The following is a 22,817-nucleotide window of genomic DNA, read 5'->3' as shown; positions in this document are numbered from 1 at the left end:
CCCTCAGCGCTTGATGTTGGTGGTTTCCTGCAGCATCTCGTCCACCGTCTGGATGACCTTGGCGTTCGAGGAATAGGCGCGCTGCGTCTGGATCAGCGCGGTCAGTTCCGCGCCGACATCGGTGGTGGAGCCTTCGAGCGCATAGCCCACCACCGCCCCGGTCGGCCCGTCCCCCGCATCCCACAGGAAGAACGATCCCGAATCGGGCGAGACCTGGAAGCACTGGTTGTTCAGCACCTTCAGCCCGTCGGGATTGGGCACGTCCACCAGCGGGATCTGATAGATCACCCGGGTGAAGCCCGTGTCATAGGTGGCGGTGATGAAGCCGTTCTCGTCGATCTCGACCCCGGTCAGGTTGCCCACGGGCGAGCCGTCCTTGGTGATCGAGGTGGTGGCGAAGCTGTCGGACAGCTGCGTCAGCCCGTTGGTGTCGCCGATCTTGCCGATGGTCATTTCCATCGGCCCGCCGGCCACGGTCAGCGACAGGGTGCCGGTGGTCGAATCGTAGGCGCCGCCCGACACCACGGTGACGGAGGACAGGGTGCCGCCGTTTTCGCGGCTGTCGTCGAAGGTCAGGACATATTCGCCGATCACCGCATCGCCCTGCGCGCTGTCGGTGATGACCATGGTCCATTCATAGGACTTGCCGCTGGCCGGGATTGTCGGCGTGAAGGTGATGCCCAGCGTTTCCGACGTGCCGAGATTGCCGAAATATTCCACCGACAGCGGCAGCGGATCGCCCGAGGCGTCGAAGGCCGTTTCCGTCGCCGGCAGATTGACGCCGAGGTTCATCGTGGTGGTCGGGTCGCCCGCCGTCTGGTTGGCGTTGATCACCACGGGTTCCAGCCCCGCGGTGGTGTCGCGCGGCATGGTGGGGATGGTGCCGTCGGCATTGGCAGGCCAGCCGAGCAGCACCAGACCCGAATCGGTCATCAGCACCCCGTCGGCATCGGTGTGGAACGAGCCCGTCGAGGTCATCATCATCGGCTGCTGGCCGGTGGTGCCCGCATCCATCGCCACCGAGGTGGTGACGGGCAGGAAGCCCCGGCCGGAAATCGCGATGTCGAGCGCGTTGGAGGTGGAGACGAGCGCGCCCTGTTCGTTGATGTCGCGCGAGGTCGTCACCCGCACGCCGCCGGCCGAATAAGTGCCCGACCCGGCCGATCCGGTGATGACGAGGCTTTCGAAGGAGGCGTCGGCGCCCTTGTAGCCGTAGGTGCCGGAATTGGCGATGTTGTCCGAGATGGTGGCGAGCCGGGTCGCGTTCGCGGCCAGGCCCGCGACCCCGGAATTCAGCGAAGAGGAGATGGACATGCCGGGATGCGCCTTTCTGCTGCGAAGGTCCGACTTCGCCCCCAGACTGGCCCTCGCGGCTTAAGATGCGCCTAACGGCCTCCGGCAGGATCGGACCGCAGCAGGATTAGCTCCACCCGGCTGTTGCGGGTGGCCATCGGATTGGGGTCTGCGGGGCGGCGGTCGGCAAGGCCCGTCACCCGCTCGATCCGCCGCGGGGGAAGGCCCGCCTCCTCCAGCAGCAGCCGCAGACGCATGGCGCGGCGGGCGGACAGGTCCCAGGACGGATCGACGCGCAGAACCTCGGGCTGGGCGCGGATATGGCCCTGCACGGCCACGCCATTCGTCACCAGACGGAAGGCCCGCGCCGCCGCCCCGGCCAGCGCGACCATGACCGGTTCGGGTTGGTCGCCGCCTTCGGCAAACAGCGGGTCGGTGTCGGTGTCGAAGAACTCGACCACCAGCCCCTCATCCGTCAGCCGGGTCAGGACATGGCGGGGGAGGTTCGGCGTGACGAGGCTTTCGCCGCCGATCCCCTGCAGGGCGGCCGCCACCTCTTCCAGCGCGCGCCGCTCTGCCGCGGCGGCTGCCTCGGCCCCGGCAGAGCCCGCCGAGGGGTCGGCGGCGGCCGTGCCCTCGCCTTCCGGCACGACGCTGCCGCCGGCGCCCGACCGGCTGAGCGCGTCCTGCGTGAACAGGCTGTCGCCCCCGAGCGCGCCGTCGCCGCCGCCCGAGATCCGGTTCACGGGGATCGTCGGATTGAAGTAATCCGAGATCCCCTTCCTCTGCTTTTCAGTCGTCGCGTTCAGCAGCCACATCAGCAGGAAAAAGGCCATCATCGCGGTGACGAAGTCGGCGTAGGCCACCTTCCATGCACCGCCGTGGTGGCCCCCGCCGGCCACGACCTTCTTCCGTTTGATGATGACCGGCGCCGCGTTGTCACCCGCGCCCATGCCATCCACCCGTATTCACCCGGGGCAAAACGTAAGCGCCCGGCTGTTACCGGGCGCTTAACGGGGTCACGGTCGAACTGGCGGGGTCAGGCGTGGCGTTCGCCGCCGTGGCCGGTCTCTTGCCCCGCACGTTCCCTTTCGCGCTTGTCCAGCGCGAAGGCCGCGTCCGATTGCGAGATCAGCGTATAGAACATCGGCACCACGAAGAGGGTAAAGCAGGTGCCGATCATCAGACCCGAGAAGATGACGATGCCCATGGCCTGACGGGCCGCGGCGCCCGCGCCCTCGGCGATGATCAGCGGCACCACGGCCAGCGCCATCGCGGCGGTGGTCATCAGGATCGGCCGCAACCGGGTCTTCGCCGCCGCGACGATGGCCTGCCGCCTGCTCATCCCGTGCTCCTCGCGCTGCTGGTTGGCGAATTCGACCATAAGGATGCCGTGCTTGGTGATCAGGCCGATCAGGGTGATCAGGCCCACCTGCGTATAGATGTTCAGCGTGCCGAGCCCGAGGTTCAGCGGCAGCACCGCGGCAAAGATCGACAGCGGCACCGACATCAGGATGATCAGCGGGTCGCGGAAGCTCTCGAACTGCGCCGCCAGCACCAGATAGATCACCACCACCGCCGCGGCGAAGGCGATCAGGATGGTGTTGCCCTGCGTCACCTCCAGCCGCGACTGGCCCGAGTATTCGAGGAAGAAGCCCTCGGGCATGATCTCGTTCGCGGCGTCGATGATCACCTGCAGACCGGTCCCCGTCGCCACGCCCGGCAGCGGCAGCGCCGAGATGGTGGCAGAGTTCAGCTGGTTGAACTGCTCGATCGCCGCCGTCGTCGCCTGCGTCTCGATCCGCACCACCGACGACAGCGGCACCATCGACCCGTCGGCGGCGCGCACGAAGAAGTCGCCCAGCCGTTCGGGGTTGTTGCGCCAGTCGCGCGGGACCTGGGTGACGATGTCATAGCTGTTCGACTCGCGGTCGAATTCCGAGATCGCGCCCCCGCCGACGAGGATGCCGAGCGTGCCGCCGATTTCCGAGATCGGCACGTTGAGGCTGGCCGCGCGGTCGCGGTCGATGGTGACGACCGCCTCGGGCGCGTCGAAGGCCAGCGAGTTCTGCACCACGATGAACTGGCCCGAGGCCTCGGCCCGCGCCTTGATCTCCTCGGCCACCTCGACGACCCGTTCGGGATCGTGGATCGACTGGATCACGACCGAGATCGGCAGGCCGCCCCCCGTCCCCGGCAGCGTCGGCGGCGCGAAGACGAAGCCTTCCAGCCCGCCGATCTTGTTCAGCTCGGCCTGGATCGTCTGCTGCACCTCGGCCTGGCTACGCTCGCGCTCGCCCCATTCCTGCAGCGCCCAGATGTAGATGCCGGAATTGTTCTCGCCGCCGAAGCCCGCGATGGAGAATTCCAGATCGACCTCTTCGATGTCGCGCGTCAGCTGCGAGATCTGGTCGGTGTAGAGCGCGGTATACTCCTTCGTCGCATAGCGCGGCCCGGTCAGCAGCGCGAAGAGCGCGCCCTGATCTTCCTCGGGGGCGAGTTCCGACGAGGTCTTGGTGAACATGAAGCCCGTCGCCCCGACCAGCGCCAGCACCATCAGGATCGTCACCGGCCGGTAGTCCAGCGACGAGGAGACGCGGCGTTCGTACCAGTTGGACAGCCGGTCGGAGGTGCCGTCGACGATGCGCTGGAACCGGCTCGCCTGCCCGTGCTTCAGCAGCCGCGCGGACATCGCCGGGGTGATGGTCAGCGCCACCACGCCCGAGATGATGACAGACCCCGCAAGGGTGAAGGCGAATTCGGTGAACAAGGCCCCGGTCAGCCCGCCGGTGAAGGCCAGGGGCGCCAGCACGGCGGCCAGGGTGATCGTCATGGCGATGACGGGGCCGGTGATTTCCTTCATGCCGACGATGGCGGCCTGCATCGGGGGCAGGCCGTCCTCGATATGCCGGTGGACGTTCTCCACCACCACGATGGCGTCGTCGACCACCAGACCGATGGCCAGGACCATGGCGAGCAGGGTCAGCAGGTTGATCGAATAGCCGAGCGCCAGCAGCACCGCGCCCACCCCGATCAGCGACAGCGGGATGGTGACGATGGGCATCAGCACCGACCGCAGCGAACCGAGGAACAGCAGGATCACCACGATCACGATGGCCACGGCCTCGGCCAGCGTCTTGAACACCTCCTCGATCGAGGCGCTGATCTGGTCGGTCGAGTCGTAGACCAAGTCGATGCTCATCCCCTCGGGCAGGGTGTCGTTGATCGCGGGCAGTTCCGCCACCACCGCCGCGGCGGTGTCGAGCGGGTTGGCCTCGGGCGTGGCCGAGATGCCGAGGAAGGTGCCCGACCGGCCGTTGAAGGTGACGATCTCGTTGCCGTCTTCCGAGGCGAGTTCCACCCGCGCCACGTCGCGCAGGCGCACCACCTCGTCGCCCTCGCCGTTGATCGGCAGCGCGCCGAAGGCTTCGGGCGTCTGCAGCGTCGATTGCAGGCTGATCGAATAGGCGAAATAGTCGTTCTCGGTCGATCCCGCCGCGGCAAGGAAGTTCGCGGCCTGGATCGCCTGCGCCACTTCCGAGGCGGTGATGCCGCGCGCCGCCAGCTTCAGCGGGTCGATCCAGACCCGCATCGCATAGTTGGCCGCGCCGATGACCTCCAGTTCCGCCACGCCCTCGATGGTCGACATCCGCGGCCGCACGACGCGCTGCAGATATTCCGTCAGCTGTTCGGGCGTCATGTTAGGGTTCTGCGCCGCAAGATACATCAGCGCGAAGGTCTGGCCGGTGCCCGACACGATCACCGGGTCCTCGGCATCGCCGGGCAGCTGGCCGCGCACCGACTGGACCTTGGACAGCACCTCGGTCAGCGCCGCATCAGGGTCGGAACCGAGCTGCATGTTCACCGACACGATCGAGGCGGAGGGCCGCGAGGTGCTGGAGACGTAGTCGATGTTCTCCGTCGTCGCCACCGCCTCGGCGATGGGGGCGGTGATGAAGCCCTGCATCAGGTCGGCCGAGGCGCCGGGATAAGTGGTGGTGATGGTCACCACCGTTTCCTCGACCTCGGGATACTGGCGGACCGGCAGGTTGATGATGCCCTGTGCGCCGATCAGCAGGATGAACGCCGCCAGCACGGTCGTCAGGACCGGCCGCCGGATGAAGAGTTCTGAGATGTTCACCGGCTGTCCCTCACTCGCTGGCGGCGGGTGCGGACGCGCCTTGGCCCGCTCCGCCCCCGGCCGCTCCGTCGCCGGCCGTTCCGCCTTCGCCCGAGCCGCCCTCGGCGGCCTGGCTTTCCGCATCGGGGGCGGGCACCTCGGTTCCCGGCGCGCCCGGGGCGGGGGCATCCTGGCCGGCACCCTCTTCGGCCGCATCCTCGACGGCCGCGTCGCCGGCGCCCGGCGCCGGGGTGACCGTCTCGCCCGCAGGAACGGGGGCCACGCTGTTGTCGATCGTCACCGCCGCATTGCCGGACAGCCGGTTCTGGCCGGCATTCACCACCCTGTCGCCGGCCTCCACGCCTTCGGCGATCTCGATCAGGTCGTCGGACCGGCGGCCCAGCCGGACGAAGACCTGCTCGACCCGCATCGGCTCGTCCTCGGCGGTGGGATCGCGCACGATCCAGACCGAGTTCCCGTAGAGGTTGGAGGTGACGGCGGTCTGCGGCAGGGCGATCACGCCCTCTTCGGCGGGCAGTTGCACCCGCACCCGCAGGAACTGGCCAGGGGTCAGCGCCGCGCCGGGATTGTCCACCTCGGCCCGCATGTCCACCAGCCGGCTCGCCGGGTCCACCTGCGGCTCGATGCCGGTGATCCGCCCCTGCGCGGTCACGTCGCCCACTTCCGAGGAGACGGTCACCGGCGTGCCGATGCGCACCATCGCCGCATCCTGTTCGGTCAGCGCGAAGTCGACGCGCATCCGGCTGATATCCTGCAGGGTCGCATAGATGGTGCCCGGGGTGACATATTCGCCCGCCTCGATCTGCGGGATGCCGACGGTGCCGGAGAAGGGCGCCACGGCCCGCTTCTGGTCCAGCGCCGCGTTGATCCGCTCGACCTGCGCGCGCGCCTCGACCGCGCTGGCCTCGGCCGTGTCCAGGGTGTCGGCGGTGCTGACGCCGCGCGCCTCCAGCGCGCGGGTCCGGGACAGTTCCGTCTCCGACAGGTCGCGCGCGGCGATGGCGGCGGCAAGGTCGGCCTGCTCGCTGCGGTCGTCGATCTGCACCAGTTGCTGGCCCTGCTCGATCTGCTGGTTCGGCTCGAACAGGACCTCGCGCACCACGCCCGAGGCCTCGACCGACAGGTCGACGCCCTGCGCCGCGCGGGCGGTGCCGACGGCCTCGATGCCCGGCGTCCAGGTGATCGGCGTCGCCTCGGACACCGAGACGACGACCGGCGGCGGGGTCATGCCGGCAAAGTACTGCGCGATCATCTTGTCGCGGAACAGGTTGAAGCCGACGATGCCGCCCACGACCACCCCCAGAAGGATGATCGCGATGATGATGCGCTTGACCACAGGACACTCCGCCCGTTCGGCGGGAACCCATCCCGCACATGTTTCTTTCCATCCCGGGGCAGTAACTGTACCGTCCAGACGGTAAAGTCAATAACCAGGAGCATACGACTCGTGAACATACCCCGGCACCGCAACGCCACGGATACACGCCGAAGGCTGCTGGAAGCAGCCGGAGACATAGCGCGCGATGCAGGTGCGGCGAGCCTATCGCTGGACGCGGTGGCCGCAAGGGCGGGCGTGTCGAAAGGCGGGCTGCTGTATCACTTCCCCAGCCGGCACGCGCTGCTGGCGGCGCTGGTCGCCGACAAGATGACCACGATGCGCCGCTTCGTCGAGGATCATGCCCCCGGCGCCCTGTCGGGCGAGGGCAATGCCATCGACGGGGCGCGGGCCTATCTCGACCTGATGGAGCAGAACTTCACCTGCTGCGAACGCCCCGCCTCGGGCGTGCTGGCGGCGATGCTGGAGGATCCGGAGTTCATGCAACCCGTCTGCGATTTCCGCGACGCGGTGGCCGCCATGTTCGCCCGCTGCAACGATCCGGAAACCGCGCGCGTCGTCTACCTGGCCTGCGAGGGGCTGAACCTCTTGCGCCTGACCGGCGGCGATCCCTGCCCCGACGGGCCGCAACCGCAGATCTTCGTCACGCTGCGCCGCCTGCTCGACCGCGCCTGCGGCACCTGATCCCGGGGACGGCGCCGCCCGAAGGGTCGCAGTCTCGGGCCGAACACTGCATCGGCGATTGCCAGACGTTCCGCGCCGGTGCAACGCTGCGGGTGCCGCAACCAGGTGCCGCCATGTTCCGACGCCCCCTTCGTGCCCTGACCCTTGTCTGCCTCGCCGCGCCGCAGGCATTGGCGCAGACCCCTCTCGGGTCGCCCGTCGGGGCCGCGCCGGACCCGGGTGCGCTGGTCGCGCTCGGCACGCCGATCCGGCCCGGCGCCGACCTCGCCCCCGTCATCGCCCCGGACGACACCACTCACTCGGCGCAGCCTCCGGTCAGCGCCACGGGCACCGGCTTTGCCGTGACGGCCGAGGGCCATGTCCTGACCAACCAGCACGTGATCGACGGCTGCGCCGGTATCCGCGTTGACGGCCGGCAGGCGGAACTTGTCGCCGAGGACCCGGTGCTGGATCTTGCGCTGTTGCGGGGCGCGGCAGCCGGGCCGGTGGCGCGCTTCGCCCCGCGGCCCGCGCCCCTGAACAGCGACGTCACCGTGGCGGGCTTTCCGCTGGCCGGGCTGCTCGACGGGCTGAACGTCACCCGCGGCGCCGTCACCGGGCTGACCGGGCTCGGCGCGAACCGCGACGAGATGCAGATCTCGGCCCCGGTGCAGCCGGGCAATTCCGGCGGCCCCGCGCTGAACGCGAGGGGCGAGGTGGTGGGCGTCGTGGTGGCGAAGCTCGACGCGCAGCTGGTGGCGGCGGAACTGGGCGATATCCCCCAGAACGTCAATTTCGCGATCCGGGGCGAGGCGGCGCAGCATTTCCTCGCCCAGAACGGGGTGATGCCGCAGGTCGGCGGCGCCGTCGAGCCGCTGCCGCCCGAGGCGCTGGCCGAACTGGCCGCCGCGATCACGCTCTTTGTCGAATGCGAGGCGGGGCCGGGCTGAGCGCGGTCAGCGCAGCAGCCGGTCCAGATCGATGCTGTACCAGCTGGCCGACCCCTTGGCGGCGCCGATGTCGAACCCGGCGCTCAGCCCCGGAATGTCCAGGCAGGCGATGGCCTTGGTCTTGTCCGCGGCCAGCTGCCGCAACAGGGCCAGCATCTCCCAGGCCTGCGCGCCGAGGGCCTGCAGTTCGACCCCCTTCAGCAGCAGCTTCCACAGGCCCTTGAAATCCCCCTCCAGCCCCAGCGCGAAGGAGGCCTCGTCCGCGCCGCCCGAAAACCCGTTCATCTGCGAAACGCTGGCAAAGCCCTTTGCGGCCAGCACGCCGATCCCGGCATTGGCGGCGAAGGAGGTGGGCAGCTTGTCCAGTTCCTTCGCCAGCGCCTCGAGGAACTTGACCATCGTCGCGCTGGCGCCGCGCGACCGCGCCAGCCCCGCCAGCTTGCCCGCCGTCAGCGTGCCCCCCGCCCCGTGGCGCGGCGTCAGGCCCAGCAGATAGCCGGCCGGCCGCAGCGCGGCCATCGCGCCCGGCTTGCCGTTGCGGATGCCCTTCATCTCGCCGATCACCAGATCGAATCCGATGGGGACCGAAACCCCCAACGGCGCCAGCAGCACCCGCACCGCGCCCGAGACATAGGGGTCGGTCAGCGAGATCTTGACGGCGGGGCCATAGAACAGCGGGGGATCGAAGGTGACGGCGGCGAAATGCTCGGGCGTCGGCTGCACGCCCTGCGGCGGCACCGGCTGCGGCGCGGGCTGCGGGGCGGCCCCGCCCGAGGACAGCCGCTGCAGCTTGGTGAAGGTGGTTCCGCCCGGATCGACCACGCCATCGACCACCCGGAATTCGCCGCGCTGCTTCCACAGCGTCTGGAAGTCGACGATCGCGCGGTGCAGGTCGGGCGAACAGACCCGCTCGCTGACCAGGGGCGGCAACTCCCACCGGCCCTGGCGCCCGCCGCTGGCGGCGGGAATCGCCATCAGCATCTCGATGACCTGCACCTGATCGACGGCCCGGTTCGCGACCTGCGTCATCCCGTTCCGGATGCCGACGGGCTGCGCAATCTGCCCCTGTGGCATGAGATACCCTCATCCTGGCCCCACGCCGGGGGCGCGCCAATGTCTGTATGCGGACCGCGACCGCGCCGAAATCGGGGGCAGGGCCGGGTCGAAGCCGAGAAGATGAATGTCCTGCACGCAAATGCGACCGTGCAGACGCGCCGAGCATCGCCGAACTCGCCCGCTCGATCAAGCATGTCGCCGAAATGCCCAAGGGCCGCCGGCATCGCTGCCGGCGGCCCTTGCGGATAGGATGGTGAGCCCGACAGGATTCGAACCTGTGACCCACTGATTAAAAGTCAGTTGCTCTACCAACTGAGCTACGGGCCCATCACAGGGGGCGTATCTAGAAAGCTCGCGAACCGAGGTCAAGCGGAAATCGGACGGAAAATCCGGCCCACTGGCAAATGCGCTGTCAAGGGCGTATATGCCCGGCCATGAAGGACTCGGCCCAGCCCGCCGGCCTGCCGTTCATGAAGATGCATGGCGCCGGCAACGATTTCGTGGTGATCGACGCGCGCCGCACGGATGCCCCCGTGACGGCCCGGCTGGCGCGTGCGCTGGCGGATCGCAACCGGGGCGTGGGCTTCGACCAGCTGGCGGTGATCCGCGCGGCCGCGGATGCCGATGTCGCGCTGCAGTTCCTGAACGCCGACGGGTCCGAGGCAGGGGCCTGCGGCAATGCCACCCGCTGCGTCAGCGATTTCCTCCTGCGCGAGACCGGGCAGGACAGCCTGCGCCTGCGCACCGCGCGGGGGATGCTGCAGGCGCTGCGCCGGGCGGACGGGCTCGTCAGCGTCAACATGGGGGCGCCGGTGCTCGACTGGGCCGCCGTGCCGGTGGCGCGCGAGATCGACCTGCTGCACCTGCCCGTGCCGGGCGATCCGGCGGCGGTGGGCATGGGCAACCCTCATTGCATCTTCTTCGTCCCGGATGCCGAGGCGGTGGACGTGGCCGCGCGCGGCGCCGCGATGGAACGCGATCCGCTGTTCCCCGAGGCGACGAATGTCGAATTCGCCAGCGTCACCGGGCCCGACAGGCTGCGGATGCGGGTCTGGGAACGCGGCGCGGGCATCACGCTGGCCTGCGGATCGGGCACCTGCGCCACCGCCGTCGCCGCGCATCTGCGCGGGCTGACGGGGCGCCACGTCACCGTGGACGTGGATGGCGGCACGCTCGACATCGACTGGCGCGACGATGGCGTCTGGATGAGCGGCCCCACCGCGCATGTCTTCGACGGCTGGCTGACACCCGATTTCCTGGCCCGCCACAGATGACGCAGGTCCCCGTCTTCGCCACCCTCGGCTGCAGGCTGAATGCCTACGAGACCGAGGCGATGAAGGAATTGTCCGCCGCCGCCGGCCTGCCGGGCGCGGTGGTGGTCAACACCTGTGCCGTGACGGCCGAGGCGGTGCGCAAGGCCAAGCAGGAGATCCGCCGCCTGTCGCGCGAACATCCCGGCGCGCCGGTGATCGTGACGGGCTGCGCCGCGCAGACCGAACCCGAGACCTTCGCCGCCATGCCCGAGGTGACGCGGGTGATCGGCAACCACGAAAAGATGCAGGCCGACACCTGGGCGGGCCTGCGCCGGGACCTCGCCGTGCCCGACCTGATCGGCACGACCGAGAAGATCCGCGTCGACGACATCATGTCGGTGAAGGAAACCGCCGGCCACCTGATCGACGGCTTCGGCCGGCACCGCGCCTATGTGCAGGTCCAGAACGGCTGCGACCATCGCTGCACCTTCTGCATCATCCCCTTCGGGCGGGGCAATTCGCGGTCGGTCCCGGCAGGGGTGGTGATCGAACAGATCAAGCGGCTGGTCGGCAAGGGCTTCGCCGAGGTGGTGCTGACCGGGGTGGACCTGACATCGTGGGGCGCGGACCTGCCGGGGGAACCGCGGCTCGGCGATCTGGTGATGCGCATCCTGCGGCTGGTGCCGGACCTGCCGCGCCTGCGGATCAGTTCGATCGACTCGATCGAGGCCGACGACAACCTGATGCTGGCCATCGCCGGCGAGCCCCGGCTGATGCCGCATCTGCACCTGTCGCTGCAGGCGGGCGACGACATGATCCTGAAGCGGATGAAGCGCCGCCACCTGCGCGACGATGCCATCCGCTTCTGCGAGGAGGCGCGGCGCCTGCGGCCCGACATCGTCTTCGGCGCCGACATCATCGCGGGCTTCCCCACCGAAACCGAGGCGATGTTCGACAATTCGCTGAAGCTGGTCGAGGACTGCGGGCTGACCTTCCTGCATGTCTTCCCCTTCAGCCCGCGCCGGGGCACGCCCGCGGCGCGGATGCCGCAGGTTCGCGGCCCGGCGGTGAAGGAGCGCGCGGCGCGGCTGCGCGCGGCGGGCGACGCGGCGCTGGTCCGGCATCTGGCGGCGCAGGCGGGGCGGCAGCACCGCGTGCTGACCGAAGGGCCGCGCATGGGCCGGACCGAGCAGTTCACCGAGGTCGCCTTCGCCAGCGACCAACCCGAGGGCGCCATCGTCCCCGCCCGGATCGCGGGCCATGACGGCGCGCGGCTGCTGGCCTGACGGTCGGCAGGCAGGGCGGTTCGCAGGCGGGGCGGTTGGCAGGCGGGGCCGGGCGGGCTAGGATCGCGGCGCAACGCCGGAGATCCCCCATGCGCCTGTTCCATTCCGCCACCTCGCCCTATGTCCGCAAGGTGATGGTCACCGCGATCGAGACCGGACAGGCCGAGGCGATCACGCTGGTGCCCTCGAACGGCACGCCCCTGACGCCGGACGAGGCGGTGGCCGCGCACAACCCGCTGGGCAAGGTTCCGGCGCTGGAAACCCCCGAGGGGCAGATCCTGTTCGACAGCCGGGTCATCTGCCGCTGGCTCGATGCCCGCGCCGGGGCCGGGCTCTACGGCAGCGGCGATGCGCAATGGGATCTGATGACGCTGGAGGCCGCGGCGGACGGCATGATGGATGCGGCGCTGCTGATGGTCTACGAGGACCGGCTGCGCCCGGAACCGATCCGCTCGCTCGACTGGGTGGAAGGCCAGTGGAAGAAGATCGCGCGCACGCTCGACGTGATCGAGGACCGCTGGATGGCGCGGATCGAGGCGCCGGAGCTGAACATCGGCCAGATCGCCACCGCCTGCGCGCTGGCCTATCTGGACCTGCGGCACGGGGCACGCGACTGGCCGGCGGGGCGCGACCGGCTGGCGGGCTGGTTCACGGGTTTCGCCGCCCGGCCCTCGATGACCGGCACCGGGCCGGCCTGACCGCCCCGGGCTTCACGCTGCCCTCGTGCGGCTCAGAAGCGGTAGCTGACCCCGATATTGACCGCATGGGTCACGATCTCGGTCTTCAGCGTCTCGTCATCCTCGAGGTCGGCCTCGTGGTCGGACCAGGTGCCCTTGTATTCCGCGAAGACGGCCCAGTGCTCGCTGACCGGCCGGCTGACCCCGGCCACTGCCTGCACCACCGGCCCGGTCACCTGATATTCGAAGGTGTCCGACCCGCCCACCGGCGTCACCTCGACATGCGGCACCGAGATGCCGAGGCCGCCGCCGACATAGGGTGTCCAGCCGGCCCAGCGGTCCTGCCAGCGGTAGAAGACGTTGGCGGTGACGAAATTGATCCCGTCGGTGAATTCCAGCGTCTCGTAGCCGTGATCCTCGGCATCCTTCGCATAGATCTTGGCGTGATTCACCTCGGCGCCGAAGCCCCAGCCGTCCGGGCGCCACCAGGTCGCGCGGATCCCGTAATAGGGCGGCATGTCAAAGGACCGCCCGTCCCAGCTGATATCCTCGCTGCCGGCTCCGCTGCGGCTGACATCGCTGTCCATCGCGCCCTGGAACCCGGTATAGAGGCTGATCTCGACCTCGGCCCGCGCCGTGGCCGGCTGCATGGCCACCAGTGCCGCGGTCGCCAGTGCCGCCGCCCCGACGGCCGTTCTGCCCGTTCCCGTCATCGCCCCACCTCCTCGCTTTCTTCCATCGCAGGAAAACCCTGACATGCGAAGTGGTTCCCTCTTGCAAGGGATTCAATGTCACGGCGCGGCGAAGTGCCTCACCTGCGCCTGATTGTCTTCTGGACTGGTCCGCGCGCTGCGGCTAAAAACCGCCCCGAGGGGCTGCGTTTTCGCGGCCCGGTACCGCATCTGGCCAGTCCCCTGGCCGAGAAGGGAGAAGGCTCGTGTCCCACGCAGACGACCACGCAGGCACCACCCGAAGGGATTTCCTCTACTACGCGACGGCGGGCGCCGGCACGGTCGCAGCGGGAACCGCGGTCTGGACGCTGGTCAACCAGATGAACCCTTCGGCTGACGTGCAGGCGCTGTCGTCCATCTATGTCGACATCAGCGCGGTGCAAACCGGCACACAACTGACCGTGAAGTGGCGCGGCAAGCCGGTCTTCATCCGCCGCCGCACCCCCGAGGAGATCGAGGCGGGCCGCGCGGTGCAGATGTCGGAGCTGATCGACACCAATGCCCGCAACGCCAATATCGACGCGGCGTCGGATGCAACCGACCAACACCGCACCATGGACGAGGCCGGCGAATGGCTGGTGATGATGGGCGTCTGCACCCATCTGGGCTGCGTGCCGCTCGGCAATGGCGCGGGCGATTTCGGCGGCTGGTTCTGCCCCTGCCACGGCTCGCATTACGACACGGCCGGCCGCATCCGCCGCGGCCCCGCGCCCGAGAACCTGCCGGTGCCGACCGCGCAGTTCTCGGACGAAACCACCATCCTGCTGGGCTGAGGAGGAAACGATGGCCGGTATTCCGCACGACCATTACGAGCCCGGAACGGGCGCCGAGAAATGGCTGTTCAAACGTCTTCCCATCGTCAGCCTCGTCTATGACACGCTGATGATCCCGACGCCCAAGAACCTCAACTGGATGTGGATCTGGGGCATCGTGCTGGTCTTCTGCCTCGTGCTGCAGATCGTCACCGGCATCGTGCTGGTCATGCACTACACGCCGCATGTCAGCCTCGCCTTCGCCAGCGTCGAACATATCATGCGCGACGTGAACGGCGGCTACATGCTGCGCTACCTGCACGCGAACGGCGCCTCGCTGTTCTTCTTCGCCGTCTACCTGCACATCTTCCGCGGCCTCTATTACGGCAGCTACAAGGCCCCGCGCGAGGTGACGTGGATCGTCGGCATGCTGATCTACCTCTGCATGATGGGCACCGCCTTCATGGGCTATGTGCTGCCCTGGGGCCAGATGTCCTTCTGGGGCGCCACGGTGATCACCGGCCTCTTCGGCGCGATCCCGGGCATCGGCGGCGCGCTGCAGACCTGGCTGCTCGGCGGGCCGGCGGTGGACAATGCCACGCTGAATCGCTTCTTCTCGCTGCATTACCTGCTGCCCTTCGTGATCGCGGCGCTGGTGGCGGTGCATATCTGGGCCTTCCACACCACCGGCAACAACAACCCCACCGGGGTCGAGGTGCGCCGCGGCTCGAAGGCCGAGGCGCAGAAGGACACGCTGCCCTTCTGGCCCTATTACGTCATCAAGGACGTCTTCGCGCTGGCGGTGATCCTGATGGTGTTCTTCGCCATCGTGGGCTTCATGCCGAACTACCTGGGCCACCCCGACAACTATATCGAGGCGAACCCGCTGGCGACGCCCGCGCATATCGTGCCGGAATGGTACTTCCTGCCTTTCTACGCGATCCTGCGCGCCTTCACCGCCGATGTCTGGGTGGTGCAGCTGGTGCAGTTCGTGACCTTCGGCATCGTCGATGCCAAGTTCTTCGGCGTGCTGGCGATGTTCGGCGCGATCGCGGTCATGGCGCTGGCGCCCTGGCTCGACACCTCCTCGGTGCGCTCGGGCCGCTACCGGCCGATGTTCAAGTGGTGGTTCCTGCTGCTCTGCATCGACTTCGTGGTGCTGACCTGGGTCGGCGCGATGCCCACCGACGGGATCTATCCCTGGATCTCGCTGATCGGGGCGACCTACTGGTTCAGCTACTTCCTGATCCTGCTGCCGCTGCTCGGCGTGATCGAGAAGCCGCTGCCGATCCCCGCCACGATCGAGGACGACTTCAACGCCCATTATGCCCCGAATGTCGGCGGCACCAAGACCGTCGCGGCCGAGTGAGGATGCCTGACATGATGAGGAAACTCGCGCTCTCCGCCGTCGCGGCCCTGTCCTTCGCCGGAATGGCCCATGCCGCCGGCGAGGAAGGCCATATCCACGACCACGCCTTCTCGTTCGAGGGGCCGTTCGGCACCTTCGACGAATTCCAGCTGCAGCGCGGGCTGCAGGTCTATACCGAGGTCTGCTCGGCCTGCCACGGCATGAAATTCGTGCCGATCCGCACGCTGGCCGACGAAGGCGGGCCGCACCTGCCGGAAGACCAGGTCCGCGCCTATGCCGCGAACCTCGACCCGGTGGTTCTGCCCGACGGGACGGAACGCCCGCGCGAGGCGACCGACCACTTCCCCGAACGCACGGGCGAGGGCATGGGCCCCGACCTCAGCCTGATGGCCAAGGCGCGGGCCGGCTTCCACGGACCCTACGGCACCGGGATCAGCCAGATCGTCAACGGCATGGGCGGGCCGGAATACATCGTCGCCATCCTCACCGGCTATACCGGCGAGGAGAAGGTCGAGGCGGGCACCACCTTCTATGCCAACACCGCCTTCCCCGGCGGCTGGATCGCCATGCCCCCGCCGCTGTCGGACGATCTGGTGACCTATGCCGACGGGCATGAGGCGACGGTCGAACATCTGGCCGAGGATGTGGCGGCCTACATGATGTGGGCGGCCGAACCGAAGATGATGGCGCGCAAGCAGGTGGGCTTCGTCGCCGTCCTGTTCCTCGGGCTGCTGTCGGTGCTGCTGTACCTGACCAACAAACGGCTGTGGGCCGGCGTGAAGGGCAAGCAACACGCCTGATCCCGCCCGCGCGGCGCCCGCGCCGCCATGGCAAGCTGCATGACGCCCGCCCCTCCGGCGGGCGTCATCATGTTCCCAGATAGGCCGCCAGCGCCGGCGGCGGCCTGTCCAGCAGCGGCCCCGCCGGCACCGGCGGATGCGCCCGCCCCTCGGCCACGAGGATCGCCTCGCCCTCCAGCCGGCGGGCATCGGCCGGGTCGTGGCTGACCATCAGCAGCGTCGCCCCCTGTTCCGCCGCGATGTCCTTCACGAGGTCCAGCATTTCCACCTTCAGCGCGGGGCCGAGCGCGGCGAAGGGCTCGTCCAGCAGCAGCACCGGCCTGCGCCGCAGCAGCGCGCGGGCCAGTGCCACGCGGCCCTGCTGCCCGCCCGACAGTTCCGCCGGCCGCCGGTCCGCCATGTCCGGCAGGCCCACCCGGTCCAGCGCCGCCGCGACGGCGTCCCGATCCGCGCCGGTCAACCGCAGGGCGGGGTTCAGCCCCAGCCCGACGTTCTGCGCCACGCTCAGATGCGGAAACAGGTTCTGGTCCTGAAACAGGATCGAGACCGGCCTCTGCCCCGGCCGGAGCGCCGCGAGGTCTTGCCCCTGCCACAGCACCCGGCCCGTCGTGGGCAGAACGAAGCCCGCGATCAGCGACAGGAGCGTGGACTTCCCCGCGCCCGACGGCCCGATCACCGCCACCCGCGCCCCCGGCGCGACCCGCAGGTCGGCGGCAAGGCGAAAGTCGCCCTGCACCAGCGTCACGTCATCGAGTTGCAGCGCCATGCCGGCCCCCCCGGTCGAAGATCCAGAACAGCCCGAGGCTGAGCGCCGTCAGCAACAGCGCGGCCCCCATCGCCGCCTCCATCCGGTAGGCACCCATCAGGCGGTAGAGGTGCAGCGGCAGCGTCTCGCTGCGCCCGTCGGCGAAGAGCGTGATCACACCCAGATCCCCCGCAGACAGGGCCGCCGCCAGCCCCGCCGAAAATCCGATCGGCGCCCGCAGCCGGGGCAGCACCAGCAGCCGCCAGCGTGCCGCCCCCCGCAGGTCCAACGCCGCCGCCAGCCGCCCGTAATCCGCCTGCACGTCGCGCAGCGGCGGCAGCACCGCCCGCAGCGCGAAGGGCAGCGCCATCACCGCATTGACCAGCATCGTCACCGGCAGCGCCGCCTGGGCCGGTGCGACCTGCCCCCGCAGGATCAGGAACAGCCCCGTGCCCAGCACCAGCGACGAGGTGGCGAGCGGGATCAGCCCCACCGCCTCGAACCAGCGGCCGAACGGGCTGCGTGCCGCGGCGTCGGCGAGCGGCAGCGCCAGCGCCAGGCACAGCGCCGTCGACGCCAGCGCCAGCGCCAGCGACCGGCCTGCCGCGGCCAGCGCCGCCGGGCCAAGCTGCGTCAGCCCCGGCAGGCCGGACAGCGCCACCAGCGCCAGCGGCAGCAGCAGGAACAGCGCGGCCGCGCCGATGGCGAGCGCGTCCTGCAGCCGCAGCCAGACCCCGCCCCCCGGCGCGGGCAGCGGCCGGTCCATCCCCGCCCCGAACCCCGCCGGCCGCGCCACCCCCGCCGCCAGCGCCGCCGCGCCGAGGCACAGCGCGATCTGCACCCCCGCCAGCAGCGCCGCCCGGCCGAGGTCGAAGTCGAAGCGGAAGGCCTGATAGATCGCCAGTTCCACCGTGGTGGCGCGCGGCCCGCCGCCCAGCGTCAGCGCCACCGCGAAACTGCTGAGGCAGATCACGAAGATCGCCACCCAGACCCCCGGCAGCACCGCGCGCAGCATCGGCCGTTCCAGATGCCGCGCCACCTCGGCCGGGCCGAAGCCCAGACTTTCCGCCAGCCGGAACCGTTCGGCCGGGATCGCGCCCCAGCCCTGCAGGATCAGCCGCACCGCCAGCGGCAGGTTGAAGAACACATGCGCCAGCACCACCCCCTGCAGCCCGTAGATCGACACCGGCGGCAGCCCGGCCCAGACCAGCGCGCCGTTGACCAGCCCGCCGCGCCCGAAGACGGCCAGCAACCCCAGCACCGCCACGATCACCGGCAGGATGAAGGGCGCCCCCGTCAGCAGGATCAGCGCCGCCCGCCCCGGAAAGCGCCGGCGCGCGAAGGCCCGCGCCACCGGGATCGCCAGCCCCGCCGACAGCGTCGCCGACAGGATCGCCTGCCACAGGGTAAAGCGGATCGCCTGCAGGTCGGCGGGGCCGAGCGCCGCGCCCGCGCCCTCGGCCAGCCCCCGCCACAGCACCGCCGCCAGCGTGCCGAGCCCGAGCGCGAGGATCAGCGCGGCGACCGCCAGCCCCGGCAGATGCCGCGTCACCGCGACAGGGCCGCCTGCCATTCGGCCAGCGCCTCGTCGCGGATGTCCTCTGCCTCGCCGGGAGGATAGAGCAGCGCCTGAACCGGGGCGATCATCGTCTCGAACCCCGCCGGCAACCCGCCCGGCGGCGTGACGGCCGGATACATCCAGTTGGTTTCGGGGATCACCGACTGGAAGTCCGGCGTCACGATGAAGGCCATGAACCGGTCGGCCAGATCGCTTTCGGCACTGGAGGCGATCTTGCCCGCCACCTCGACCTGCAGGTAATGCCCCTCGGCAAAGCTGGCGGCGGCCTTGCTGTCGTCGCCTTCCGCGATCAGGTGATAGGCGGGCGAGGTGGTGTAGGACAGCACCATGTCCGCCTCGCCTTCGGTGAACAGGCCATAGGCCTCGGACCAGCCGGGGGTGACGGTCAGGATGTTGTCGGCCAGACCCTGCCAGATCTCGGCGGCGCGGTCGGGATAGGCGGCCTTCACCCACAACAGCAGACCCAGCCCGGGGGTCGAGGCGCGCGGGTCCTGGATCACGATCTTCAGGTCCGACGCGGCCAGCGCGGGAAAGTCGGCGGGCGGCTCGGCCACCCGCGTCCGGTCGTAGACGAAGGCGAAATAGCCCCAGTCATAGGGCAGGAACATCGGGTCGTCCCAGACCACCGGCATGTCGAAATCGACATCCGTCACGCCGTGATCCGCAAACAGCCCCGTGGCCGTCGCCGCGGCGGTCAGGTTGCTGTCCAGCCCCAGCACCACGTCGGCCTCGGTCGTGGCGCCTTCCAGCCGCAGCCGGGCCAGCAGTTCGGCGCCGTCCCCGGCCGCGACGAAGACCAGATCGCAGCCGCAGATCGCCTCGAAGGCAGTCTCGACCTGCGGCCCCGGTCCCCAGTCCGAGACGAAGCTGTCATAGGTATAGACCGTCAGCACCGGACGGTCCTGCGCGGCGGCCGCGACAGGCAGCAGCAGCGCGGTAAGGGTCGAAATCGGGCGGATCATCGGCTCATCACCTCCAGCCATTCGGCAAGGGCCGCTGCGCGCAGCGCCTCGGCCTCGGTTTCGGAAAAGAACAGCGTCTTCGGCGGGCGCGGCAGACCGGCAAAGCCGGCGGGCAGCCGCGCCGGGTCCAGCCGCGCGGGATAGGACCAGTTGCCGGTGGCGATCATCGACTGGAAGGGTTCGGACAGGATGAAGTCCATGAAGTCCTGCGCCAGCGCCGGCTGGTCCGTCCCGGCCAGTTGCGCCGCCAGCTCGACCATGAAGTAATGCCCCTCGGGAAAGATCGCGGCCTTCTTCGTCGCATCGCCCTCGGCAATCAGGTGATAGGCGGGCGAGGTGGTGTAGGACATCACCATGTCCGCCTCGCCCTCGGTGAACAGGCCGTAGCTTTCCGCCCAGCCCGGGGTGACGGTCAGGATCTTCGGCTTCAGCCGCGCCCAGGCCTCGGCCGCGCCCTCGCCATAGACCGCCTTCACCCACAGCAGCAGCGCCAGCCCCGAGGCCGAACTGCGCGGGTCCTGGATGACGATCTTCAGGTCGTCCGGCGCCGCCAGCAGCGCCGCGAAGCTGGCCGGCGGGTCGGGCAGCCGTCCGGTGTTGTAGACAAAGGCCGTCTCGCCCCAGTTGAAGGGCAGGAAGACCTCGTCGGCCCACGCCACCGGCATCGTCAGGTCCGAGGTGTCCTGCCCATGCGGCGCGAACAGGCCCGAGGCCCGCGCCCGCGCCGTCTGGTCGGTGTTCAGGCCGATAATCGCATCCGCCTCGGTCGCCGCGCCCTCCAGCAGCAGCCGGGACAGCACGTCGCCGGTGACGAAGCGCAGGTCGCAGCCGCAGCGCGGTTCGAACAGCGCCTCGATCTGCGGGCCGGGTCCCCATTCGGAGCCGAAATAGTCGGGTGCGTAGACGGTAAGCACGGGCGTTTCCTGCGCCATGGCCGTGCCGGCCAGCAGGAAACCCGCGACGATCGGAAGCGGTCTCATGCATCCTCCAATGCCTGCGGGCGGAGCAAGGGCTGGAGAATGTCCATCTGTCCTTCCCTCCGCCGGTTCTAACCGGATCAGGTTCGACGGGTTCGCTTGCGCATCTCAGCCCGTTGCCGGGCACCCCGAGGTAGGGCCGAACATACCGCCGGCGGCGCGGCTGGCAAGAAGAAACCGTCACAAACGCAAGCGGCGCCCGAAGGCGCCGCCCGGGACAGGAAAGCCCTGTCCCATCTTCTGTTCCCAAATATCCCGGGGGTGAATGGCCCCGACAGGGGCCAGAGGGGGCAGCGCCCCCTCCTCTTGCCTCAGGCCCGCGCCCGGCGCGACAGCAGGCTGTCGGGCCGCGCCCGCGCCACGCCCGCGGTGATCATGCCGGCCAGCGCCGCCTTGATCAGGTCGCCCGGCACGAAGGGCAAGAGCAGCGGCAGCACCCCGGACAGCGGTTTGTCCAGCACCAGCGCCATGCCCACCGCCCCGCAGGCATAGAGCACCACGATCCCGCCCAGGACCGCCGCCCCGATCGCCACCGGCAGCAGCGGCAGGCCGCGCAGCCGTTCGACGATCAGCCCGGTGACGAAGGCCGCGGGCAGCCAGCCCAGGAAGAAGCCCACGGTGGGGCCGGCATAGACGCCGATCCCGCCGCGCCCGCCCGCCAGCAGCGGCAGGCCCAGCGTCACCAGCACGATCAGCAGCAGCACCGCCAGCGCCCCCTTGCGCGCGCCCAGAACGGTGCCGCACAGCATGATCCCCATGCTTTGCGCGGTGATCGGCACGCCCGACATCAACGTGATCGGCGGCACCAGCCCCAGCGCCGCCACCAGCGCGGTGAACAGCACCACCAGTACATAGTCCTTTTCCATCCGTCCCTCCTTACAGGTCGTCGGGCAGTCCGCCCCTTGCCTTCAAAGCCTCGGCCACATGATCGGCATCGTCCAGCGCCATCACGATCCAGGGCATCAGAATCTGCCAGCCCGGCCGCCGCGGGCTGCGCGCCCGCCATGCCTCGGCCAGCCGCGCGCCCTTCTCGGCCAGAACCGGCGTGAAGCGCAGCACCAGCACCGCCGCGAAGGCCGGCCGCGCCGGGTTCAGCCCCAGCCAGCGCAGCGGCGACAGCAGCCGCACCAGCAGCGCCATCATCGCGTCGAAGCGCGTGGTCAGCGTCACGAGGTTCGCCAGCGCCACCGCCGCCAGCAGCCGCAGCGCCAGCATCAGCCCCAGCGCGGCCTCGCCCGTCCACAGGTGCCAGGCCAGGATCAGCGCCGCGAAGACCGCCACCATCCGCAGCGGCGCCAGCCCCTCGCGCGCAAAGGCCGCCCCGCCCGACAGATACAGCGCCCCGGTCCCCGCCAGCGCCAGCGCCGCCGCGCCCGGGCCGGGCAACCGGAACAGTGCCACCGTCGCCGCCGACAGGGCGGCAAGCTTGGCCCAGGCGGGCAGGCGGTGCATCCAGGTGCTACGTTCCGAGGTCAGGCTCAGCATCCGCCGCCTCCATCGCGCGGGCATAGTCCGCCAGGACCGCCGCCGCCGGCCCGTCCCCGGCGATGCGCCCGGCCTCCAGCCAGAGGGCGCGGTCATAGCCGGCGAGGGCGGACAGGTCGTGGCTGACATGGATCAGCATCGCGTCCACCCCGTCCAGCACCCGGCGCAGATGCCGCGCCGTCGGCATGTCCAACCCCGTGAAGGGTTCGTCGAGCACGATCACCGCGGGCCGCATCGCCAGCACCGCCATCAGGCAGACCAAGTGCTTTTGCCCCTGGCTGAGCGTTCCGGTCGGGCGGTCGTGCCAGTCGGCATGGCCGAAGCGGGCCAGCACCGCCCGCGCCGCCGCGCCCGCCTCCTCCCGCGACCGCTTCATCTGCCGCAGGCCGAAGGCCAGTTCCTCGCCTACCGTAGGGAAGACGATCTGGTGGTCGGGGTTCTGGAAGATCATGCCCACCCGCGCCAGCGCCGCCTTGCGGTCGCGGGCGACGGCGGCACCGTCCACCGTCACCTCGCCCGCATCGCCGGCGATCAGGCCGCAGATGGCGCGGGCCAGCGTCGACTTCCCCGACCCGTTGCGCCCGATCACTGCCACCCGGCGTTCCGTCAGCGTCAGGTCCAGCCCGTCCAGCACCCGCCGCCCGCCGCGCGACAGCGACAGGCCGCGGATCTCGACCCGCGCCGCACCGGTCATTCCCGAAGTTTCGGCCACCCGCCCATCCGTTCCGCCCGCCGTGGGCGCGGACCCTAGCCGCAGCTCTG

21 protein-coding genes, 1 tRNA gene and 1 riboswitch are annotated in these 22,817 nt (G+C 69.8%); of the genes, 8 read left to right on the top strand and 14 right to left on the bottom strand.

Annotated elements, in window-relative coordinates:
* Window positions 1-3: 3 nt before the first annotated feature.
* The 4 genes from EEY80_RS04605 to EEY80_RS04590 form a co-directional block, all read right to left on the bottom strand.
* Window positions 4-1,314: a flagellar hook protein FlgE gene (locus tag EEY80_RS04605; RefSeq protein ID WP_126975392.1), complete on the bottom strand. Its 1,311-nt coding sequence runs from the start codon at window positions 1,312-1,314 to the stop codon at window positions 4-6.
* Window positions 1,315-1,385: 71 nt separating this feature from the next.
* The gene (locus EEY80_RS04600) at window positions 1,386-2,246 is read right to left on the bottom strand and encodes a flagellar motor protein MotB (protein ID WP_126975391.1); all 861 of its coding nucleotides are present in this window, start codon (window positions 2,244-2,246) and stop codon (window positions 1,386-1,388) included.
* 86 nt (window positions 2,247-2,332) lie between these two features.
* Window positions 2,333-5,434 (bottom strand): efflux RND transporter permease subunit, encoded by a 3,102-nt coding sequence (locus tag EEY80_RS04595; protein WP_126975390.1) that lies wholly within the window; start codon window positions 5,432-5,434, stop codon window positions 2,333-2,335.
* 10 nt (window positions 5,435-5,444) lie between these two features.
* Entirely contained in the window at window positions 5,445-6,770 is a 1,326-nt protein-coding gene (locus tag EEY80_RS04590) for an efflux RND transporter periplasmic adaptor subunit (RefSeq protein WP_164738130.1), read from the bottom strand.
* 111 nt (window positions 6,771-6,881) lie between these two features.
* Between EEY80_RS04590 and EEY80_RS20645 the strand changes: the two genes are divergently transcribed.
* Window positions 6,882-7,454, top strand: a complete 573-nt coding sequence (locus tag EEY80_RS20645; protein WP_164738129.1) for a TetR/AcrR family transcriptional regulator — start codon at window positions 6,882-6,884, stop codon at window positions 7,452-7,454.
* 113 nt (window positions 7,455-7,567) lie between these two features.
* Window positions 7,568-8,383: a S1C family serine protease gene (locus tag EEY80_RS04580; protein WP_126975389.1), complete on the top strand. Its 816-nt coding sequence runs from the start codon at window positions 7,568-7,570 to the stop codon at window positions 8,381-8,383.
* 6 nt (window positions 8,384-8,389) lie between these two features.
* Here the strand turns inward: EEY80_RS04580 and EEY80_RS04575 are convergent, their stop codons facing one another.
* Both EEY80_RS04575 and EEY80_RS04570 read right to left on the bottom strand, forming a co-directional pair.
* Window positions 8,390-9,412: a hypothetical protein gene (locus EEY80_RS04575; RefSeq protein WP_126975388.1), complete on the bottom strand. Its 1,023-nt coding sequence runs from the start codon at window positions 9,410-9,412 to the stop codon at window positions 8,390-8,392.
* 278 nt (window positions 9,413-9,690) lie between these two features.
* Window positions 9,691-9,766 (bottom strand) — tRNA-Lys (locus EEY80_RS04570).
* Between the two features lie 107 nt (window positions 9,767-9,873).
* Here EEY80_RS04570 and dapF point away from each other — a divergent pair.
* The 3 genes from dapF to EEY80_RS04555 all read left to right on the top strand — a co-directional run bounded on the left by dapF (window position 9,874) and on the right by EEY80_RS04555 (window position 12,676).
* Window positions 9,874-10,713 carry a diaminopimelate epimerase gene (gene dapF / locus EEY80_RS04565; RefSeq protein ID WP_235829707.1) on the top strand — a complete coding sequence of 280 codons (840 nt, stop codon included), beginning with the start codon at window positions 9,874-9,876 and terminating at the stop codon, window positions 10,711-10,713.
* A complete protein-coding gene (gene mtaB, locus EEY80_RS04560; protein ID WP_126975386.1) occupies window positions 10,710-11,978 on the top strand; it encodes a tRNA (N(6)-L-threonylcarbamoyladenosine(37)-C(2))-methylthiotransferase MtaB in 1,269 nt (422 codons plus the stop codon). The genes dapF and mtaB overlap by 4 nt, the downstream gene beginning before the upstream one ends.
* 89 nt (window positions 11,979-12,067) lie before the next feature.
* Complete coding sequence (locus EEY80_RS04555; RefSeq protein WP_126975385.1) at window positions 12,068-12,676, top strand: glutathione S-transferase N-terminal domain-containing protein; 609 nt, start codon at window positions 12,068-12,070, stop codon at window positions 12,674-12,676.
* Window positions 12,677-12,708: 32 nt separating this feature from the next.
* On the opposite strand, the gene EEY80_RS04550 is transcribed toward EEY80_RS04555, so the two are convergent.
* Window positions 12,709-13,368, bottom strand: coding sequence for an outer membrane protein (locus tag EEY80_RS04550; RefSeq protein WP_126975384.1), 660 nt, complete (start codon window positions 13,366-13,368; stop codon window positions 12,709-12,711).
* A gap of 224 nt (window positions 13,369-13,592) precedes the next feature.
* Here EEY80_RS04550 and petA point away from each other — a divergent pair, with 224 nt between their 5' ends.
* From petA to EEY80_RS04535, 3 genes are read left to right on the top strand one after another with little or no spacing between them, the layout of a single operon-like run.
* The gene (gene petA, locus EEY80_RS04545; RefSeq protein ID WP_126975383.1) at window positions 13,593-14,159 is read left to right on the top strand and encodes a ubiquinol-cytochrome c reductase iron-sulfur subunit; all 567 of its coding nucleotides are present in this window, start codon (window positions 13,593-13,595) and stop codon (window positions 14,157-14,159) included.
* A gap of 10 nt (window positions 14,160-14,169) precedes the next feature.
* Window positions 14,170-15,507 (top strand): cytochrome b, encoded by a 1,338-nt coding sequence (gene petB, locus EEY80_RS04540; RefSeq protein ID WP_126975382.1) that lies wholly within the window; start codon window positions 14,170-14,172, stop codon window positions 15,505-15,507.
* An 11-nt stretch (window positions 15,508-15,518) separates the two neighbouring features.
* Window positions 15,519-16,307: a cytochrome c1 gene (locus EEY80_RS04535; RefSeq protein ID WP_126975381.1), complete on the top strand. Its 789-nt coding sequence runs from the start codon at window positions 15,519-15,521 to the stop codon at window positions 16,305-16,307.
* Window positions 16,308-16,374: 67 nt separating this feature from the next.
* Here the strand turns inward: EEY80_RS04535 and thiQ are convergent, their stop codons facing one another.
* The 7 genes from thiQ to EEY80_RS04500 all read right to left on the bottom strand — a co-directional run bounded on the left by thiQ (window position 16,375) and on the right by EEY80_RS04500 (window position 22,749).
* Window positions 16,375-17,073, bottom strand: a complete 699-nt coding sequence (thiQ, locus tag EEY80_RS04530; RefSeq protein ID WP_126975380.1) for a thiamine ABC transporter ATP-binding protein — start codon at window positions 17,071-17,073, stop codon at window positions 16,375-16,377.
* Window positions 17,054-18,625: an ABC transporter permease family protein gene (locus EEY80_RS04525; protein ID WP_126975379.1), complete on the bottom strand. Its 1,572-nt coding sequence runs from the start codon at window positions 18,623-18,625 to the stop codon at window positions 17,054-17,056. The genes thiQ and EEY80_RS04525 overlap by 20 nt, the downstream gene beginning before the upstream one ends.
* Window positions 18,601-19,593, bottom strand: coding sequence for a thiamine ABC transporter substrate binding subunit (gene thiB, locus EEY80_RS04520; protein ID WP_126975378.1), 993 nt, complete (start codon window positions 19,591-19,593; stop codon window positions 18,601-18,603). Before thiB ends, EEY80_RS04525 begins: the two co-directional genes overlap by 25 nt.
* Complete coding sequence (locus tag EEY80_RS04515) at window positions 19,590-20,573, bottom strand: thiamine ABC transporter substrate-binding protein (RefSeq protein ID WP_126975377.1); 984 nt, start codon at window positions 20,571-20,573, stop codon at window positions 19,590-19,592. The genes thiB and EEY80_RS04515 overlap by 4 nt, the downstream gene beginning before the upstream one ends.
* A 37-nt stretch (window positions 20,574-20,610) precedes the next feature.
* A riboswitch (TPP riboswitch) is annotated at window positions 20,611-20,711 on the bottom strand.
* Window positions 20,712-20,881: 170 nt separating this feature from the next.
* A complete protein-coding gene (locus EEY80_RS04510) occupies window positions 20,882-21,436 on the bottom strand; it encodes a biotin transporter BioY (RefSeq protein ID WP_126975376.1) in 555 nt (184 codons plus the stop codon).
* A gap of 10 nt (window positions 21,437-21,446) precedes the next feature.
* Window positions 21,447-22,055 (bottom strand): CbiQ family ECF transporter T component, encoded by a 609-nt coding sequence (locus EEY80_RS04505; protein WP_126975375.1) that lies wholly within the window; start codon window positions 22,053-22,055, stop codon window positions 21,447-21,449.
* Entirely contained in the window at window positions 22,030-22,749 is a 720-nt protein-coding gene (locus EEY80_RS04500) for an energy-coupling factor ABC transporter ATP-binding protein (RefSeq protein ID WP_126975514.1), read from the bottom strand. Before EEY80_RS04500 ends, EEY80_RS04505 begins: the two co-directional genes overlap by 26 nt.
* Window positions 22,750-22,817: the final 68 nt, after the last annotated feature.

Origin of the sequence: Frigidibacter oleivorans, from assembly GCF_003993775.1 — a bacterium.
GTDB classification, from domain to species: domain Bacteria; phylum Pseudomonadota; class Alphaproteobacteria; order Rhodobacterales; family Rhodobacteraceae; genus Frigidibacter; species Frigidibacter oleivorans.
The sequence above is the reverse complement of the archived record's forward strand: the minus strand, read 5'-3'. Positions and strand labels throughout refer to the sequence as shown.

What these genes read in the sequence shown, in the direction of transcription:
- thiB (WP_126975378.1), bottom strand. Translation starts at nt 19,593, where the DNA reads ATGATCCGCCCGATTTCGACCCTTACCGCGCTGCTGCTGCCTGTCGCG.
- EEY80_RS04525 (WP_126975379.1), bottom strand. Translation starts at nt 18,625, where the DNA reads ATGGCAGGCGGCCCTGTCGCGGTGACGCGGCATCTGCCGGGGCTGGCG.
- EEY80_RS04555 (WP_126975385.1), top strand. Translation starts at nt 12,068, where the DNA reads ATGCGCCTGTTCCATTCCGCCACCTCGCCCTATGTCCGCAAGGTGATG.
- thiQ (WP_126975380.1), bottom strand. Translation starts at nt 17,073, where the DNA reads ATGGCGCTGCAACTCGATGACGTGACGCTGGTGCAGGGCGACTTTCGC.
- EEY80_RS04575 (WP_126975388.1), bottom strand. Translation starts at nt 9,412, where the DNA reads ATGACGCAGGTCGCGAACCGGGCCGTCGATCAGGTGCAGGTCATCGAG.
- EEY80_RS04580 (WP_126975389.1), top strand. Translation starts at nt 7,568, where the DNA reads ATGTTCCGACGCCCCCTTCGTGCCCTGACCCTTGTCTGCCTCGCCGCG.
- EEY80_RS04510 (WP_126975376.1), bottom strand. Translation starts at nt 21,436, where the DNA reads ATGGAAAAGGACTATGTACTGGTGGTGCTGTTCACCGCGCTGGTGGCG.
- EEY80_RS04600 (WP_126975391.1), bottom strand. Translation starts at nt 2,246, where the DNA reads ATGGGCGCGGGTGACAACGCGGCGCCGGTCATCATCAAACGGAAGAAG.
- dapF (WP_235829707.1), top strand. Translation starts at nt 9,874, where the DNA reads ATGAAGGACTCGGCCCAGCCCGCCGGCCTGCCGTTCATGAAGATGCAT.
- EEY80_RS04605 (WP_126975392.1), bottom strand. Translation starts at nt 1,314, where the DNA reads ATGTCCATCTCCTCTTCGCTGAATTCCGGGGTCGCGGGCCTGGCCGCG.
- petB (WP_126975382.1), top strand. Translation starts at nt 14,170, where the DNA reads ATGGCCGGTATTCCGCACGACCATTACGAGCCCGGAACGGGCGCCGAG.
- EEY80_RS04515 (WP_126975377.1), bottom strand. Translation starts at nt 20,573, where the DNA reads ATGAGACCGCTTCCGATCGTCGCGGGTTTCCTGCTGGCCGGCACGGCC.
- mtaB (WP_126975386.1), top strand. Translation starts at nt 10,710, where the DNA reads ATGACGCAGGTCCCCGTCTTCGCCACCCTCGGCTGCAGGCTGAATGCC.
- EEY80_RS04500 (WP_126975514.1), bottom strand. Translation starts at nt 22,749, where the DNA reads ATGACCGGTGCGGCGCGGGTCGAGATCCGCGGCCTGTCGCTGTCGCGC.
- EEY80_RS04550 (WP_126975384.1), bottom strand. Translation starts at nt 13,368, where the DNA reads ATGACGGGAACGGGCAGAACGGCCGTCGGGGCGGCGGCACTGGCGACC.
- EEY80_RS04535 (WP_126975381.1), top strand. Translation starts at nt 15,519, where the DNA reads ATGATGAGGAAACTCGCGCTCTCCGCCGTCGCGGCCCTGTCCTTCGCC.
- EEY80_RS04505 (WP_126975375.1), bottom strand. Translation starts at nt 22,055, where the DNA reads ATGCTGAGCCTGACCTCGGAACGTAGCACCTGGATGCACCGCCTGCCC.